Origin of the sequence: Actinomyces sp. ZJ308 (assembly GCF_011752065.1) — a bacterium.
Lineage (GTDB): Bacteria > Actinomycetota > Actinomycetes > Actinomycetales > Actinomycetaceae > Actinomyces.
The window spans coordinates 187,100-201,341 of record NZ_JAAIJY010000001.1 but is presented as its reverse complement, the minus strand read 5'-3'; the positions used below and the strand labels follow the sequence as shown (position 1 = coordinate 201,341).

At 69.6% G+C, this 14,242-nt stretch carries 11 protein-coding genes; 6 read left to right on the top strand and 5 right to left on the bottom strand.

The window, feature by feature from the left end:
* The first annotated feature begins 109 nt into the window (after positions 1-109).
* Positions 110-334 carry a helix-turn-helix domain-containing protein gene (locus HCR68_RS00855; protein ID WP_167145278.1) on the top strand — a complete coding sequence of 75 codons (225 nt, stop codon included), beginning with the start codon at positions 110-112 and terminating at the stop codon, positions 332-334.
* Positions 335-427: 93 nt separating this feature from the next.
* On the opposite strand, the gene HCR68_RS00850 is transcribed toward HCR68_RS00855, so the two are convergent.
* Positions 428-976 carry a Fis family transcriptional regulator gene (locus HCR68_RS00850; protein WP_167145277.1) on the bottom strand — a complete coding sequence of 183 codons (549 nt, stop codon included), beginning with the start codon at positions 974-976 and terminating at the stop codon, positions 428-430.
* Positions 977-1,151: 175 nt separating this feature from the next.
* On the opposite strand from HCR68_RS00850, the gene HCR68_RS00845 reads away from it, so the two are divergent.
* Both HCR68_RS00845 and HCR68_RS00840 read left to right on the top strand, forming a co-directional pair.
* Positions 1,152-2,036, top strand: a complete 885-nt coding sequence (locus tag HCR68_RS00845; RefSeq protein WP_167145275.1) for a peptidoglycan-binding protein LysM — start codon at positions 1,152-1,154, stop codon at positions 2,034-2,036.
* Between the two features lie 131 nt (positions 2,037-2,167).
* Entirely contained in the window at positions 2,168-2,695 is a 528-nt protein-coding gene (locus HCR68_RS00840; protein ID WP_167145273.1) for an Rv3235 family protein, read from the top strand.
* A 73-nt stretch (positions 2,696-2,768) separates the two neighbouring features.
* Here the strand turns inward: HCR68_RS00840 and secA are convergent, their stop codons facing one another.
* Complete coding sequence (gene secA, locus HCR68_RS00835; protein ID WP_167145271.1) at positions 2,769-5,606, bottom strand: preprotein translocase subunit SecA; 2,838 nt, start codon at positions 5,604-5,606, stop codon at positions 2,769-2,771.
* Positions 5,607-6,054: 448 nt separating this feature from the next.
* On the opposite strand from secA, the gene HCR68_RS14060 reads away from it, so the two are divergent.
* Both HCR68_RS14060 and raiA read left to right on the top strand, forming a co-directional pair.
* The gene (locus tag HCR68_RS14060; protein WP_243858834.1) at positions 6,055-7,188 is read left to right on the top strand and encodes a ComF family protein; all 1,134 of its coding nucleotides are present in this window, start codon (positions 6,055-6,057) and stop codon (positions 7,186-7,188) included.
* A 215-nt stretch (positions 7,189-7,403) separates the two neighbouring features.
* Positions 7,404-8,054: a ribosome-associated translation inhibitor RaiA gene (raiA, locus tag HCR68_RS00820; RefSeq protein ID WP_167145269.1), complete on the top strand. Its 651-nt coding sequence runs from the start codon at positions 7,404-7,406 to the stop codon at positions 8,052-8,054.
* A gap of 155 nt (positions 8,055-8,209) precedes the next feature.
* Here the strand turns inward: raiA and HCR68_RS00815 are convergent, their stop codons facing one another.
* Genes HCR68_RS00815 through mtrA form a run of 3 tightly spaced genes read right to left on the bottom strand, consistent with a single transcriptional unit; the run spans position 8,210 to position 12,583 of the window.
* On the bottom strand, positions 8,210-9,964 hold the full coding sequence (locus HCR68_RS00815) for a GerMN domain-containing protein (protein ID WP_167145267.1): 1,755 nt from the start codon (positions 9,962-9,964) through the stop codon (positions 8,210-8,212).
* Between the two features lie 20 nt (positions 9,965-9,984).
* Positions 9,985-11,868, bottom strand: coding sequence for an MtrAB system histidine kinase MtrB (mtrB, locus tag HCR68_RS00810; RefSeq protein ID WP_167145265.1), 1,884 nt, complete (start codon positions 11,866-11,868; stop codon positions 9,985-9,987).
* A gap of 34 nt (positions 11,869-11,902) precedes the next feature.
* Positions 11,903-12,583 (bottom strand): MtrAB system response regulator MtrA, encoded by a 681-nt coding sequence (gene mtrA, locus HCR68_RS00805; protein ID WP_126414060.1) that lies wholly within the window; start codon positions 12,581-12,583, stop codon positions 11,903-11,905.
* Between the two features lie 278 nt (positions 12,584-12,861).
* Between mtrA and HCR68_RS00800 the strand changes: the two genes are divergently transcribed.
* Positions 12,862-14,241 carry a hypothetical protein gene (locus HCR68_RS00800; protein ID WP_167145264.1) on the top strand — a complete coding sequence of 460 codons (1,380 nt, stop codon included), beginning with the start codon at positions 12,862-12,864 and terminating at the stop codon, positions 14,239-14,241.
* Position 14,242 lies beyond the last annotated feature (1 nt).

The window sequence follows — 14,242 nt, the reverse complement described above, 5'->3', positions numbered from 1 at the left end:
ATCCTCCTTGATCGCCTGCAATCATCCTCAAGGCAGGATGATACCGCAAGGTTATCCACAGAGGTCTTTGAGAATTGTGGAGAGGATCGAGCAGTGGGATCATCGTTCTATGAGCACACGATTCCTGACCATCGCCGACGTCGCCGAGCAGCTCCAGCTGTCCGCCCAGGCCGTGCGCGCCCTCATCCGCACCGGGGACCTCCCCGCCATCCAGGTCGGTGCCCGCAAGCTCTGGCGCATCGAGGACCAGGCTCTCGAGGACTACATCCAGCGTCAGCTCGCCTCGACCCGGGCCATGGTGGCCGCGGGCTGGGGCGAGGACGAGGAGTCCTGAGCCGTACGCCTCGGCCGCCCCGCCTCGGGGCACTGTCCCGACCCCCGCGACTCTCCTCGGCTCTCCCCACGCATCCCGACACCGAGACGGACGTCAGCGGCTGCGCAGCACCTCGATCGCCGCGGTCATGACGCTGACGATCCCCGCACCTCCTGCGCCGGGGGCGCGGCGCGCACGGATCCCGCCCTCAGGGTCGAGGGCGACGTCGACGTGGTCCGAGCCCACCCGAACCAGCCGCCCCACCACCTCTCCGGACCCCAGGACCAGGCGCACCCTCGCACCTCGCCGAGCGATCTCACGCAGCAGCGCCCCCAGCGTGGGGCGACGACGGGCCTCCCGGGGAGCGGGACCGGCCAGCGCCGTCATCGTCGCCACCGCGGTCAGCGGAACGACCGCCTGCAGCCCCTCCCCCTCGTCGACGAGGACGTAGGTGGGCTCAACCCGGGTCACGACGCCGTCCACCGGCACGCCACCACGGGTCCTCAGGTGAATGAGGCGCCCCACCGTCCCCCGGAGTCGGTCAATCACCTCGATCGAGGCGTGCTCGGCCTCGGCGAGCTCGGCGCTCTGCGCCACCAGGTCCGCACGACGTTCGGCATCGAAGCTGCTCTCCAGGTCGGCGAGCATCAGGTCCCAGTCCATGCCCCCACCTCACCACACTCGGCTCACTGCGCAAAGTCTCCCCACTCCTGAGCCCCGCAACGGATCGTTCGCGGAAGCAGCACCATCTCAGACAACACGTACCACCTCTTGACATTGCGACACCACAGGAGTACATCTAACATCATCAAACATCATCATTGGCGATGGAGATGACATGGGTGCACGCCTACGACTCGCACTGCTGGCCGGGGTATCCGGCGTTCTTCTGGTGCTTCTGGGGTACGCGGCCCGCAGCTCCACGGCGAGTCTCCTGGAGGTCGGCCCGCAGTCCTGGGGCATGACCCACCTGTCCGACGCCGTCGTCGCCGGGACCTGCACGATCGGCGCCCTGGGCGCCCTGTGGCACCTGGCCTCGGCCGTGCTCGCCCTCGTCGCCCTCACCGGCCCCCGTGATCGCAGGCCTTCCCGGCGGGGCGGCGGTCCCGGGCCGGCCGACAGGATTCTTGATGCGTGGGGAGCCCCGGCGGTCCGCCGCATCGCGGCCTCGGCCTTGGTCGTCTCCCTGTCCTCGGCTCCTGCCCTGGCGGCCGAGGAGGCCTCCGATGAGGATGATCTGGGCTGGCGGCCCACGAGCTCGGCCCCCGCCTCGCCATCCCAGACCCCGTCCCCGACGCCGTCGTCGCAGGCCGACCAGTCACCGCCCAGCTCCGCCGGGGGACCGGAAGGCACGCAGTCTCCCGCTGAGGACGTCACGCCCTCACCGTCCCAGACACCGTCGGACGGATCCGGCGAGCCGTCCGACTCGGTACCACCGAGCACGCCGGACAGGCCCGTCTCCACCGCCCCGGACGGCCAAGCGCCGTCGGAGCGCACTCACACCGTGCTCCCCGGAGAGAGCCTGTGGTCGATCACCGCCGGTCTCCTGCCCGCCGGGGCCGGCCCCGCGCAGGTCGCACGGACCTGGCCCGTCCTGTATCGCGCCAACGCCGACGCCATCGGGCCGAATCCGTCACTGATCCGCCCCGGAGCGGTGCTGAGCGTCCCGGACTCGCTGGCAGCCCCGCCCACGACGACGGGAGGCCAGCCCCCATCACGATGAACCCGCCACCCCGCAACCGGGGCCTGCGTCCCCCACCACCGCTCTCACCGCACCGTCCATGGTCCTCACCGCGGGACCGCGTCCATTCCTCCCGTGCCCACACGGCACCCACGCACTCCCAGGAGCCCGCCATGGCTGTCACCGCCACGCCGACCCGAGAAGCCCGTCCCGCCCGCCCCACTCGCCGCGAGACCGGGCCTCAGCACCACACTCACCCCACACCGACCCACCCGACGCCGACCCGAGCCGTCCCGTCAAGGCCCCCGAAACCCATCAACGGCTCGGCAGCCGCTCAGCATCATGACCTCCTCAGGCCCCGGCCCCGCACCGGCGTCGACGCCTCGCGCACGGCAGCGATCGTGGTGGCTGCGGCCAGCGAGGTGCTGGCCGGGCTGCGCCCCGTGGACCACCTGGCCCGGTGGACCAGTCCCTCCCTGTTCGAGGCTCTCGCCCGCCGGGCGGGCCTGGCCTCCCGGATCCTCGGGCACGAGCCCAGGCCGAGGCGTCCACGTATCCGCAGCGTGCGCACCGAGCTGACGATGTCGGGGGCCTGTGAGGCCACTGTGCTCCTGGAGGAGGGCAACCGGGTCCGGGCCGCGGCGGCGCGCTTGGAGATGCTGCGTGAGCGCTGGATCCTCACCGGTCTGGAGATCGCGTGATCCCGCCGGATCCTGGCGGTCTACCAGGTCCCGGCGGGATCACCCGCGGCATGATTGAGTACTCGGCAAGGGCTCAGTGACGGCGCTTCTTCCTGGAGCGGCGGCGTTCGGCCCGGTTACCGCCCGAGGCCGAGGAGGCCGGACTGGAGGCCCTGCGCGAGGAGGCGCCGGAACGCTCCTCCTCATCACCGGACTCGCTGGGACCGGAGTAGGTGATCCGCTGCTCCATGGAGGCCTGCCCGGTGTCCCCCAGGACGGTGCCCCGGCTCTGGCCTCCGCCCGCTCCCAGGCGGATGCCGGCCGCCGCAGTGGCATTGGCCTTGGCGACCGCCTGCGCGGCCTCGACGGCGCCGTCCTCGGCGGCGCGCTGAGCGGCGGCGTCGAAACGGGTGACGTTGGCGAAGATCTGCTCGACGGTCTCCTCGCGGATGCCCTCCATCATCGCCCGGAACATGCGAGCACCCTCGTTGGCGTACTCCACGAGGGGGTCGCGCTGGGCCATGGCCCGCAGCCCGATGCCCTCCTTGAGGTAGTCCATCTCGTAGAGGTGCTCCCTCCAGCGCTTGTCCACCACGGCCAGCAGGATGCGGCGCTCCAGGGTGCGCATCGGCTCCTCGCCGAGCTGGGCGTGGGCCAGGGCATTGGCGTCGATACGCGCCTCGGCGTCCTCGTAGGCCACGGCGACGTCCTCGCTGAGCTCGTCGATGAGGCTCTCCGAGGTGAGCGCATCCTTGCCGCCCAGCGCCTCGACGACCTCGTCCTGGGTCAGACCCACCGGGTAGAGGCGGCCGAGCTCGCCCCACAGGGCGTCCAGGTCCCACTCGTCGGGGCGGCCCTCGGCCGTGCCGGCGTTGACGATGGAGCTGACGGCCTGGGTGCGGAAGGCCTCGACCTGAGGCTCGAGGTCCTCACCGTCCAGGACGCGCCGGCGCTCGGAGTAGACCTTCTCGCGCTGCTCGGTCATGACGTCGTCGTACTTGAGGACGTTCTTGCGGATCTCGTAGTTGCGCGACTCCACCTGGCGCTGGGCGCCGGCGATGCCGCGGGTGACCATCTTGGACTCCAGCGGGACGTCGTCGGGGTAGGCGCCCGAGGACATGATGCGCTGGGCGAGCCCGGAGGCGAACATGCGCATGAGGTCATCCTCCATGGACAGGTAGAAGCGGGACTCGCCCGGGTCTCCCTGACGGCCGGAGCGGCCGCGCAGCTGGTTGTCGATGCGTCGCGACTCGTGGCGCTCGGTGCCCAGCACGTAGAGGCCTCCGAGCTCGACGACCTCGTCGTGCTCGGCCCGGCAGGCCTCCTTGGCCGCGGACAGGGCCTCGGGCCATGCCCTCTCATATTCCTCGGCGTTCTCCTCGGGGTCGAGCCCTGCCTCCTTGAGGGCCGTGACCGCGATGTGCTCGGCGTTGCCGCCCAGCATGATGTCCGTTCCGCGCCCGGCCATGTTGGTGGCCACGGTCACGGCGCCCTTGCGGCCGGCCATGGCGACGACGGCGGCCTCGCGGGCGTGCTGTTTGGCGTTGAGGACCTCGTGGGGGATGCCCCGCTCGCGCAGCCGTTCGGAGAGGACCTCCGACTTCTCCACGCTGGTGGTGCCCACCAGGACCGGCTGGCCGGCCTCGTGGCGCTCGGCGATGTCGTCGACGACGGCGTCGAGCTTGGCCTCGACGGTGGTGTAGACGAGGTCCGGCTGGTCCTCACGGATCATCGGCTTGTTGGTGGGGATCGGGACGACGCCGATCTTGTAGGTGCCGGCGAACTCGGCGGCCTCGGTCTCGGCGGTACCGGTCATGCCCGAGCGGGAGCCCTCGGGGTAGAGGCGGAAGTAGTTCTGGAGGGTGATGGTGGCCAGGGTCTGGTTCTCGGCCTTGATCTCCACCCGCTCCTTGGCCTCGATGGCCTGGTGCATGCCCTCGTTGTAGCGCCGGCCGGGCAGGACGCGACCGGTGTGCTCGTCGACGATGAGGACCTCGCCGTCGCGCACGATGTAGTCCTTGTCCCGGTGGAAGAGCTCCTTGGCCTTGATGGCGTTGTTGAGGAAGCCGATGAGGGGGGTGTTCTCGGACTCGTAGAGGTTGTCCACGCCGAGGTAGTCCTCGACCCGCTCGATACCGGGGGACAGGACGCCCACGGTGCGCTTCTTCTCGTCGACCTCGTAGTCCTTGCCCTCACGCAGGCGCTCGGAGATCGTGGCGAACTCCTTGTACCACTTGTTGATGTCCCCGGTGGCCGGCCCGGAGATGATGAGCGGGGTGCGGGCCTCGTCAATGAGGATGGAGTCGACCTCGTCGACGATGACGAAGGCGTGACCGCGCTGGACCAGGTCGTCGGGGCGCTGGGCCATGTTGTCGCGAAGGTAGTCGAAGCCGAACTCGTTGTTGGTGCCGTAGGTGATGTCGCAGGCGTACTGCTCGCGACGCTCGGCGGGGGTCTGCCCCACGAGGATGCAGCCGGTGGTCAGTCCCAGGAAGCGGTGAACGCGCCCCATGAGATCCGACTGGTACTCGGCGAGGTAGTCGTTGACGGTGACGACGTGAACGCCCTTGCCGGTCAGGGCCCGCAGGTAGGAGGGCATCGTGGCGACGAGGGTCTTGCCCTCACCGGTCTTCATCTCGGCGATGTTGCCGCGGTGGAGGGCGGCGCCCCCCATGATCTGGACGTGGTAGGGGCGCATGCCCAGCACGCGGTCGGCGGCCTCCACCACCGTGGCGAAGGCCTCGGGCAGCAGGTCGTCCAGCGTCTCGCCGTCCTGGTAGCGCTCCTTGAGCTCGTCGGTCATGTCACGCAGCTCGGCGTCGGAGAGCTCGCCGAACTCCTCGGCAAGGGCCTCGACCTGGTCGGCGATGGCATCAAGCTTCTTCAGGGTGCGGCCCTCGCCAATGCGAAGGATCCGGTCCACGATCGACACGCTGCATTCTCCCTTGGGACGTCTGTTGCGAAGAGCGGCGATGAGACCGGGGCCCAATGGGCTGAGTCAGCCCGGAGCCGGACCGGATCAGCGCCCGGATCAGCTCGGTATCGGCACAGGTCTCACCGGCTACCTGCCTCCGTACTCTAGTGGACCCGGGTGCACAGCGGTCTTCCTGGCACCGAGATTCTTCCCACCGAGGACACGGGACCCGCGCGAGGCCGGCACGAGGCTGGTACAAGGCCATCACGACGGCACCGGGCCGGCACGCCGTCGGCATGAGACCGGGGCAGGCAGCCGTCAGACAACCCGCAGACAACCCGCGGGCAACCGGCGGACAGCCGGTACGGATCCACAGGGCGTGTCGGGAGCCGCCCGCCCCGCCCCGTTGTGGACCGCGAAGCGCCCGCGCGAGCGGAGGCGGCGGGGCGGCCCCACAGTGAAGGGCATGGAGCATCATCAGCAACGCTCGCAGCAACGCTCCCACCGACCCGCCGCAGGCCGCTTCCCGCGCAGCCTCCCGGCAACGCTCTCATCACGCCTGCTGCCAGGACTGTCTCTGGGCCTGCCGGTCAGCTGCGCGGGCTGCGGGTGCTGGGAGACGGCGCTATGCCCTCGGTGCCGCGAGCTGCTCGAGGGCGATCCCTTCGCCGTGGAGCACGCCGACGCCGCCGGGGACCTCGGCGTCCTGGCCCTGGCGACCTACACCGGACCGGTGCGCACCATGGTGCTGGGATGGAAGAACGGCTCACGGGAGGACCTCTCGGAGGTGATGGAGCGAGCCGGCCGGCGCCTAGGAGGCCGGTGGGCGCAGGCGCACCCTCCCGAGGAGATCTGGATCGAGCCACCCGGAGACCGCCCCGGAGATCACTCCGGAGATCACCCCGGAGATCACCCCGGAGATCACCGTGCCGCCGGCACCTCAGCCGCCTTGCCCGCCTCCCCCGTCCTGTCGGTGCGGCCCGTTGCAGCACTGCTCGTGGTTCCGGCGCCCTCCGGGATCGCGCGCCGGCTGCGTGGCCACCTGGTGGCCGCCCGCCTGGCCGACGTCGTCGCCCGTGGAATCGCCGACCAGTGGGCTCATCGGGGACAAGCAGCCCCCTCGGACCCCATGGATCGGCAGCTCGGCTCCCCGCCGCCGGATCGGAGGTCGCCTCTGAGGACCTCGCCCGCGCCGCTCGTGCTGAGCACTGACCTGCTGCGTCGTCGGGGCGGCGGGGCGCATCAGGCGGGACGCTCATCGCGCCAGCGGAGGGGCAATCGCGCCGTCGCTCCGCGTCTGCTGGCTCCCGTCGCCGGGCTGCCGGCGCTGCTGGTCGACGACGTCGTCACCACCGGAGCCACCTTGGGGGCCTGCGCCCGGGCGCTGGAGGAGGCCGGGAGCCGGGTTCTGGGCGCCCTGGCGCTGAGCGCGGCGCCGCCTCCGGCGCACGCGTCCGTCACGGTCCCGGCCCGCGTCCCGGCGACCGCCGGGGATCGCGCCGCTCCCGCGCCAAGAATTGATCCGGTACCGCCGGGCTTGTCCGCCTGCGGCGATCAGACGGTTCCTCCAGGGCGCGGCACGCACGAAAAGGAGGCATGAACAGTCCCACATGGTGTACCTTATGTGGCACAGCGCACAGGCGATTCCCGACGTCGACAAGGACAGTCGGCCGGGTTCCCGCCTCGGTGCTTGAGGGCCCTCACGAGGTGACAGGAGGTGATGACACCAGTTCCGAACCCGCCGTGAGAAGTGGCGGGTACTTGTTGCACACGGTCCGTCAGGACCGGCCCACGAGCCCAGAAAGAGGTTCCACCATGGATATCACCGTCGTCGGTCGTAACGCCGAGATCAGCTCTCGTCTGCGCGACTACGTCGAGGACAAGGCCGTCAAGGTTGAGCAGTTCGACCCCCGGGTCCAGCGCGTCGAGGTGGAGGTCACCCACGAGCGCAACCCGCGCCAGGCCGACACCGCCGAGAGAGTGGAGATCACCGTCGTCTCCAAGGGCCCGATCATTCGGGCAGAGGCGTCCTCCTCGGACCGCTTCGCCGCTTTTGATATTGCCATGGGAAAGCTGACCGAGCGCCTTCGCCGGGCTCGGGACCGCAAGAAGGACCACCACCGTCGTCACACCGTGACCACCCCCGGCGAGGACCTCCAGGCGGCACCCGTCCTGGATGAGCCCGTCATTCCCGAGACCGGTGACGCGCCGATCGAGGACTCCCCCTCCGCCCCCACCGAGCCCGGTGTCGCGGTCGAGGCCCAGCTCGGCGACTCCCCGGTGATCGTTCGCCAGAAGCTTCACGAGGCCAAGCCGATGACCGTCGACGAGGCGCTCTACCAGATGGAGCTCGTGGGGCACCCCTTCTACCTGTTCATCGAGAAGGCCTCCAAGCAGCCCTGCGCCGTCTACCACCGCCACGGCTGGACCTACGGCGTCATTCGTCTGGACGCTCAGGTGCTTTAGCCCCACCTCGCGCCGGCCCTGATTCCGGGTGCCCACGGTCCCAGTCGACCGGGGCACCCGGAACCGTATGACCGTTCATAATGCCGAGCCCCGGGACCGTCGACGGGGCCACAGCACCGGGCCACAGCACCGGGGCTCAGGGGCCGGTCACGAGGTCAGGGCAGGGGGAAGGAGGGGTCGGTGACCTCCGAGGTGAGTACCCGCCACATCGCTCCGCGGCGCTGCCAGGTCTGACCCGCCTCATCGATGATGATGAGGGACTCCTCGGAGCGGTCGGAGATGACGGAGTGGGCCCCGCGCACCCCAACGAGCGTATTGACCGCGCCACCGACCTGGATGAGACGCACCTCGGGGACGCCTCCCCCCTCGGCACCGGCATCGGCCAGGACGCACACGGCGTTCGGGGCGCACCAGGAGACTCCGCGGGTGCCCGCGCCACTGGCACGAGGCATCTCCAGTGCCGGCCCGAGCCCCTGGGGACGGCCGTCCTGGTCCCGGATGATGACGGCGACGGCGACCCGGCCGTCGGCTCGGCGCACGGCGATCCGCTCGGACTCCACGGACAGGTCGAAGGCCACGACCGGGCTCTCCGGCAACCAGGACGACTCCAGGGCGGCGCGCTGCCCCGAGCCGTTGACCGCGGTGAGCTGCCCATCGGCCAGCAACCAGGCCCACCCGTGCCGGTCGCCCAGCGGCGCGCCCAGGCCACCGGCACCCGCGGAGGGATCCCCCACCGAGAGGATGACGGCGGCGGACTCCTGCCCCTGGGGCAGATGCAGCAGGCTGGAGGCCGACAAGGCGTAGACGGCCCCGTCCGCCCCGAGGCTCGGGCTGCGGGCGTCATCGGTCCCCAGCACCCGGTCGGTCGCCAGCGTGATGCGGCTCGCCCCGGTGCCGCGTACGACGGATCCCTCGGACATCCCCACAATGCCACCGACCTCCGGAGCCATCGGTGTCAGCTGGGCGGCCGCCCCGAGGTCGACGGTGCCCGCGAGCACCCGCACCCGGTCGATGCCGCTGATCTGCAGGAGGCTCTGCTCGATCTGGGCCACCATGAGCTGGCGAGCCTCCTCCGAGGCGGGGTCGGAGTCCGCACTCAGGTGAACGGTCGCGGTCCCCGTCTCGACGACGACACCCCGGCCGGCGCTCTCGGCGTTGCGCGGAATGAGGCTGAAGGCCCCTTTCGACAGCCAGTCGGAGGGCCCGGCCAGCAGCCCGGCGACGAGGGAGTCGGCCTGCGAGCTGCGGGGATACCATCTCAGCTCGCAGACGAACCTGGTCCGGTCCCGTGACAGGAAGGCCAGGGAGCTGACCGCGAAGTTCTGCATGAGTCGGGAGAAGGGCAGCAGGATCCCGTGGGGCAGCCCGACGATGCGCCACTGTCCGGTGGAGTTGGTGGCCAGGGAGAACTCACCGACGTACGTGGCCCCCTCCAGGGCCGGGGTGAAGACGCCCAGAGAGTCCAGGACCCCTACCTGACCGGAGGTCACTGTGAAGGAGCCGTCCGCGGCGACCGAGACCTGCGGCTCGGTCGATCCGCTGTAGGCGCTCACCGACTCCAGGGGCTTCCACTGGGCCGCGGTGCGTTCGGTGAGGAACTGCTTGGCGGTGGCGAAGTCGTCGGAGAACCCGGCGATGGCGGCGCGCAGGAAACCGTTGACGACATCCTCGGCCGAGTCGCCCTCACCCGGTCCGGGCGCGGTCTCAATGAGTGCGTTGGTGTCGGAGGCGGCCACCCCGGAGCGCGTGACGCCGCTGGAGCTCGGAAGCGCCGTGCACCCGGCCAGCAGGCCCGCGGCGGTGGCCGACAGGAGCCCCAGCGCGTCGCGTCGCGACAAGGAGAACAGCCCGGAGCTCCCGGTGTGCTCGCGACCCTCGGTGAGCGCGGTGCGGCTCAGCTGCTGCCTCATCGGCTGCCTCATCGGCTGCTTCATCGGCGTCGCCCCTCCTCATCGGCCTCTTCGGGAGTGCGGGTGGCCGGCTCCTGACCGGGCAGGACGACGACGACGCGGCCGACGTCCTCGGTGACCGCGTCGTGACTCTCCCCGGCCAGGGGGATGTCGCCCAGGACGACGCTCTGGCGCGCCCGGCGCGTGGCCGGGGCCGGCCCCAGCGGGCCGACCGGGGAGAAGAGCGACTCCTCATCGGCGGGGATGCCGGCCCGAGCCACTGCAGGTGCGTCCTGTGGAACGAGATCGAGAGGGCCGGGACCACCCAACCGGCCGGGGCCGCCGTCGGCCCCCTGGGTGCGAGGAAGAACCAGCAGGAAGGAGGCGCCGTCGGCGGGCCACCCCCAGGCCGACAGGCGGCCGCCGTGCAGGCGGGCGTCCTCCATGGCGATGGACAGGCCCAGGCCGGTTCCTCCCAGGCTCCGCTTGCGCGAGGGGTCGGCGCGGTAGAAGCGGTCGAAGACCTTGGTGACGACGTCGGGACTCATGCCGATCCCGTGGTCGCGCACCCGTACCGCCACCGCGTCGTCGTCCACGGCGACGGTGACGTCCAGCGGCTTGCCCTCGCCGTGCTCGAGCGCGTTGACCACGAGGTTGCGGATGATGCGCTCGACCCTGGTGACGTCGACCTCGGCCGTGGCCGGCTCCTCGGGAAGGTGGAGACGCAGCTCGGTGCCGGTGGCGTCGAAGTGGAACTGGGTGGTCTCGATGACCGTGTCCACCACCTGGGCGAGGTCGACCTCCTCCAGGCGCAGCTTGACGTTGCCGGAGTCGATGCGAGAGATGTCCAGCAGGTCGGTGAGCATGGTCTCGAAGCGGTCCACCGAGCTGGACAGCACCTGGATGGAACGCAGGGCGAAGGGATCGGAGATCTCCTCGCGCGCGTCCTGGATCTGCTCGGTGGCCAGGCGGATGGAGGCCAGCGGGGTGCGCAGCTCGTGGGAGACGTCGGACACGAAGAGGCGCTGCACCTTGGACAGGGACTCCAGGCGCTCGATCTGGTCCTCCAGCGAGGTCGCCATATGATTGAAGGATCTGGCCAGGGTGGAGATCTCGTCCTCCCCCTCGATGCTCAGCCTCTCGGCCAGCAGCCCGGAGGCCAGGCGCTCGGCGGCCCGCGCGGTGTGCCGCACGGGGCTGAGTACCCACCGGGTGAAGGCCCACACCACGACGATGAGAATGGCCAGGAATCCCAGGCCACCGATGGTGATGTTGCGCGAGGCCAGGGAGACGATGCGCTGCTCGCTGGCCAGGCTGTAGACGAGGTAGAGGTCGTACTCCCCGGCCAGGGGCAGACTCACCCGGGTCCCCACGATGAGCCCAGGATCGGTGCCTCCCTCGTCATTGGGGACGGCCACCGACTGCCAGTACTGCGAGCGGGCGCCGCCCTCGTCGAGCGCCTGGGACATCTCGTCAGTGATGAGGGAGCGCAGGCGGGTATCGGTCTCCAGGTCGTTGACCACCGTTGTCGAGGTCTCCTCATCATTGCGCAGCATGAGGACGCCCACTCCGCCGGAGGAGGAGATCGAGTCCTTGGCCCCGTTGACCTGCTGCTCCGCGGTGGCCGAGACCTCGTCAACGGTGACGGCGGTGGTGGAGTCGAACTCGGCCTGGGCGACGCTGGCACGCAGCGCGGCATCGGCAAGAATGACGTCGCGCTGGTCGGCGAACACCTCCGACCTGATCCGGTCGGTCACGAAGGTCAGCAGCAGTACGATGAGAAGCAGGCCGATGACGGTGGCGGTGCACACCATGCGCACCTCAAGGCTGCGGCGCAGCAGTCCCGGCAGGGGCAGACGCCGAACAACCCGTTCCTCCGCAGTGCCCACCGATGATCCCACCGACGTGCCCACTGAATTACGCATCGGGTTCATTGTAGGGCGCCCGATGCGCCGTCGCTCACGCGGATTCGCCGACCCTGTAGCCGACACCGCGCACCGTCACCACGATCGAGGGGCGCTCGGGGTCCTTCTCGATCTTGGCCCGCAGGCGCTGGACGTGGACGTTGACCAGACGGGTGTCGGCCGGGTGCTGGTAGCCCCACACCTGACTGAGGAGCTCCTCGCGGGTGAAGACCTTCCACGGCGAGCGAGCCAGGGTCACCAGCAGCTCGAACTCCAGGGGCGTCAGGGCGATGACCGTCTCACCGCGCTTGACCTGGTGACCGGCGACGTCGATGTCGAGGTCCCCGGCGCGCACGTGCTCGGCCGCCCCCGGGTTGGTGCGGCGCAGGCGGGTGGAGACGCGGGCCAGCAGCTCCTTGGACTTGAAGGGCTTGGTCACATAGTCATCCGCACCGGCCTCGAGGCCCGCGACGACGTCCTGGGTGTCGGTGCGCGCGGTCAGCATGATGATCGGCACGTCGGACTCGGAGCGGATGAGCCGACAGATCTCGACGCCGTCGAGCCCCGGAAGCATGAGGTCGAGAAGGACGAGGTCGGGGTTGACCTCGTGGAAGGCGTCCAGGGCCTTGGCCCCGTCATGACAAAGGGTGGGCGTGTAGCTCTCCGACTCCAGCATGATGCCGATCATCTCGGCCAGGGATGCATCGTCGTCGACGACCAGAATGCGCGTGCTCATAGCCCGTATCTTGGCATGAGCCCCAGGACCCAAGGGGCATCTGAGATACAGAGATGGCGTTCACAGTTCCCTCAGGAACTTAAGAGATTCCCTTCAGTTACGGGAAAAAACGGCACAAGTGCGCGAGGGAGCCGGAATTATTGCGGCCAAACCGTGATCTTCCAGACGGCTCTCGCGCACCTCTGAGCACGCCCCGGGGAGAGGCGCGCAACCCGGCGCGACGATTTCCTCCTCCAGGGGGAGGGCACAGCGACACCGAGGCGTGACAGCATGGGTTTATGAGCACCGACTCCCACCCGGACAACATCCACCCGAGCGGCGACGAGACGGGCCCTGAGGCTCCCTCCGCCGGTGACGGCGGCGTCGGAGGAGACCAGGAGGGATGGCAGGCCCCCGACGCCGGGGCGTTCACAGGCACCTCGCCCTACCCCTATTCCCCCCAGGGCTCGCCGCAAGGATCCCCGTATCCCGGTTACGGCGGCTATCAGACACCACCGGTCGGCCAGCCCGGCCCGCCTCCCGGCGGTCAGCCGGGTTACGGGGCGTACGACGGCGGCCAGCGACCTGGCAACCCGGCCGATGCCGGCTACGGCCCCGGCTACGCTCCCTACCCCGGAGCTCCCGGCGATCCCGGCGCCTCGGGGTACCCGGGGTACGGGGGCTACACATCGGTCCTGGCTCCCAAGCCGTCGATCATTCCGCTGCGACCGCTGTCCATCGGGGAGATCCTCGGCGGCGCCTTCGAGTCCCTGCGAGCCAACCCCAAGGCGATGTTCGTTCCCTCGCTCGTGGTGATGACCATCATCGGTCTCCTCTCCGCGATAGTGTCCGCCGTCTTCTACTACCAGCTCGGCGCCCCATCGACCTATTCCTCCTCGGGCGGGCTCAGCGAGGCCGAGCTTCAAAGACAGGGGGCGTGGTTGGCGGGCACATACGCCCAGTCCATCATCAACAACGTGCTGATCATGTTCGCCTCCTCGATTCTCACCGGTCTGCTCATCGTGACCGTCTCACGCACCATCCTGGGCCGCAAGGCGTCCCCGAGCGATATGTGGCAACGGACCAGACCGCGTGTCTGGGCGCTCATCGGTCAGACGCTCATCGTCCAGATCACCCTCGGCGTCGTGACAGCAGTCTTCGTCGTGATCGGGGTCGGTATCGGTTCGGTGACCCTGGGGAATCTCATCGGCAACGGCAGTGATGACAACCCCGTGGGAACCGTCCTTCTGACCATCCTGATCCTCCTGGCGCTGGGCGTGGTGTGCTTACTCGCGGTCTTAGCGCTGTACTGCAAGCTGAGCCTGGCTCCTGCGGCCCTCATCCTGGAAAACATCGGCGTCTTCGAGGGGATCTCCCGCTCCTGGACACTCACGCGAGGCTACTTCTGGAGAGTCATGGGCATCCGGGTCCTCTCCTTCATCATCATCTTCATCACCAGTGCGATAGCGACGACTCCGGTAAGCATCCTGGCGGGGGCGCTCGCCATCGCGGCACCGAACGCCGAGATCATCACCATGGCCGCATCGGTTCTGCTCGGCAACATCATCGGGGCCGCCACTCTTCCCTTCGACTCCTCCGTCAGTGCCCTCATCTACACCGACCTGAGAATGCGCTCGGAAGGCCTGGACGTGGAGCTCCGACGCGCCGCCGGGGTGTGAG

Excerpts from the sequence above, each read along its gene's own strand:
- HCR68_RS00855 (WP_167145278.1), top strand. The coding sequence starts at position 110 with ATGAGCACACGATTCCTGACCATCGCCGACGTCGCCGAGCAGCTCCAG.
- HCR68_RS00850 (WP_167145277.1), bottom strand. The coding sequence starts at position 976 with ATGGACTGGGACCTGATGCTCGCCGACCTGGAGAGCAGCTTCGATGCC.
- HCR68_RS00845 (WP_167145275.1), top strand. The coding sequence starts at position 1,152 with ATGGGTGCACGCCTACGACTCGCACTGCTGGCCGGGGTATCCGGCGTT.
- HCR68_RS00840 (WP_167145273.1), top strand. The coding sequence starts at position 2,168 with ATGGCTGTCACCGCCACGCCGACCCGAGAAGCCCGTCCCGCCCGCCCC.
- HCR68_RS14060 (WP_243858834.1), top strand. The coding sequence starts at position 6,055 with ATGGAGCATCATCAGCAACGCTCGCAGCAACGCTCCCACCGACCCGCC.
- raiA (WP_167145269.1), top strand. The coding sequence starts at position 7,404 with ATGGATATCACCGTCGTCGGTCGTAACGCCGAGATCAGCTCTCGTCTG.
- HCR68_RS00815 (WP_167145267.1), bottom strand. The coding sequence starts at position 9,964 with ATGAGGCAGCAGCTGAGCCGCACCGCGCTCACCGAGGGTCGCGAGCAC.
- mtrB (WP_167145265.1), bottom strand. The coding sequence starts at position 11,868 with ATGCGTAATTCAGTGGGCACGTCGGTGGGATCATCGGTGGGCACTGCG.
- mtrA (WP_126414060.1), bottom strand. The coding sequence starts at position 12,583 with ATGAGCACGCGCATTCTGGTCGTCGACGACGATGCATCCCTGGCCGAG.
- HCR68_RS00800 (WP_167145264.1), top strand. The coding sequence starts at position 12,862 with ATGAGCACCGACTCCCACCCGGACAACATCCACCCGAGCGGCGACGAG.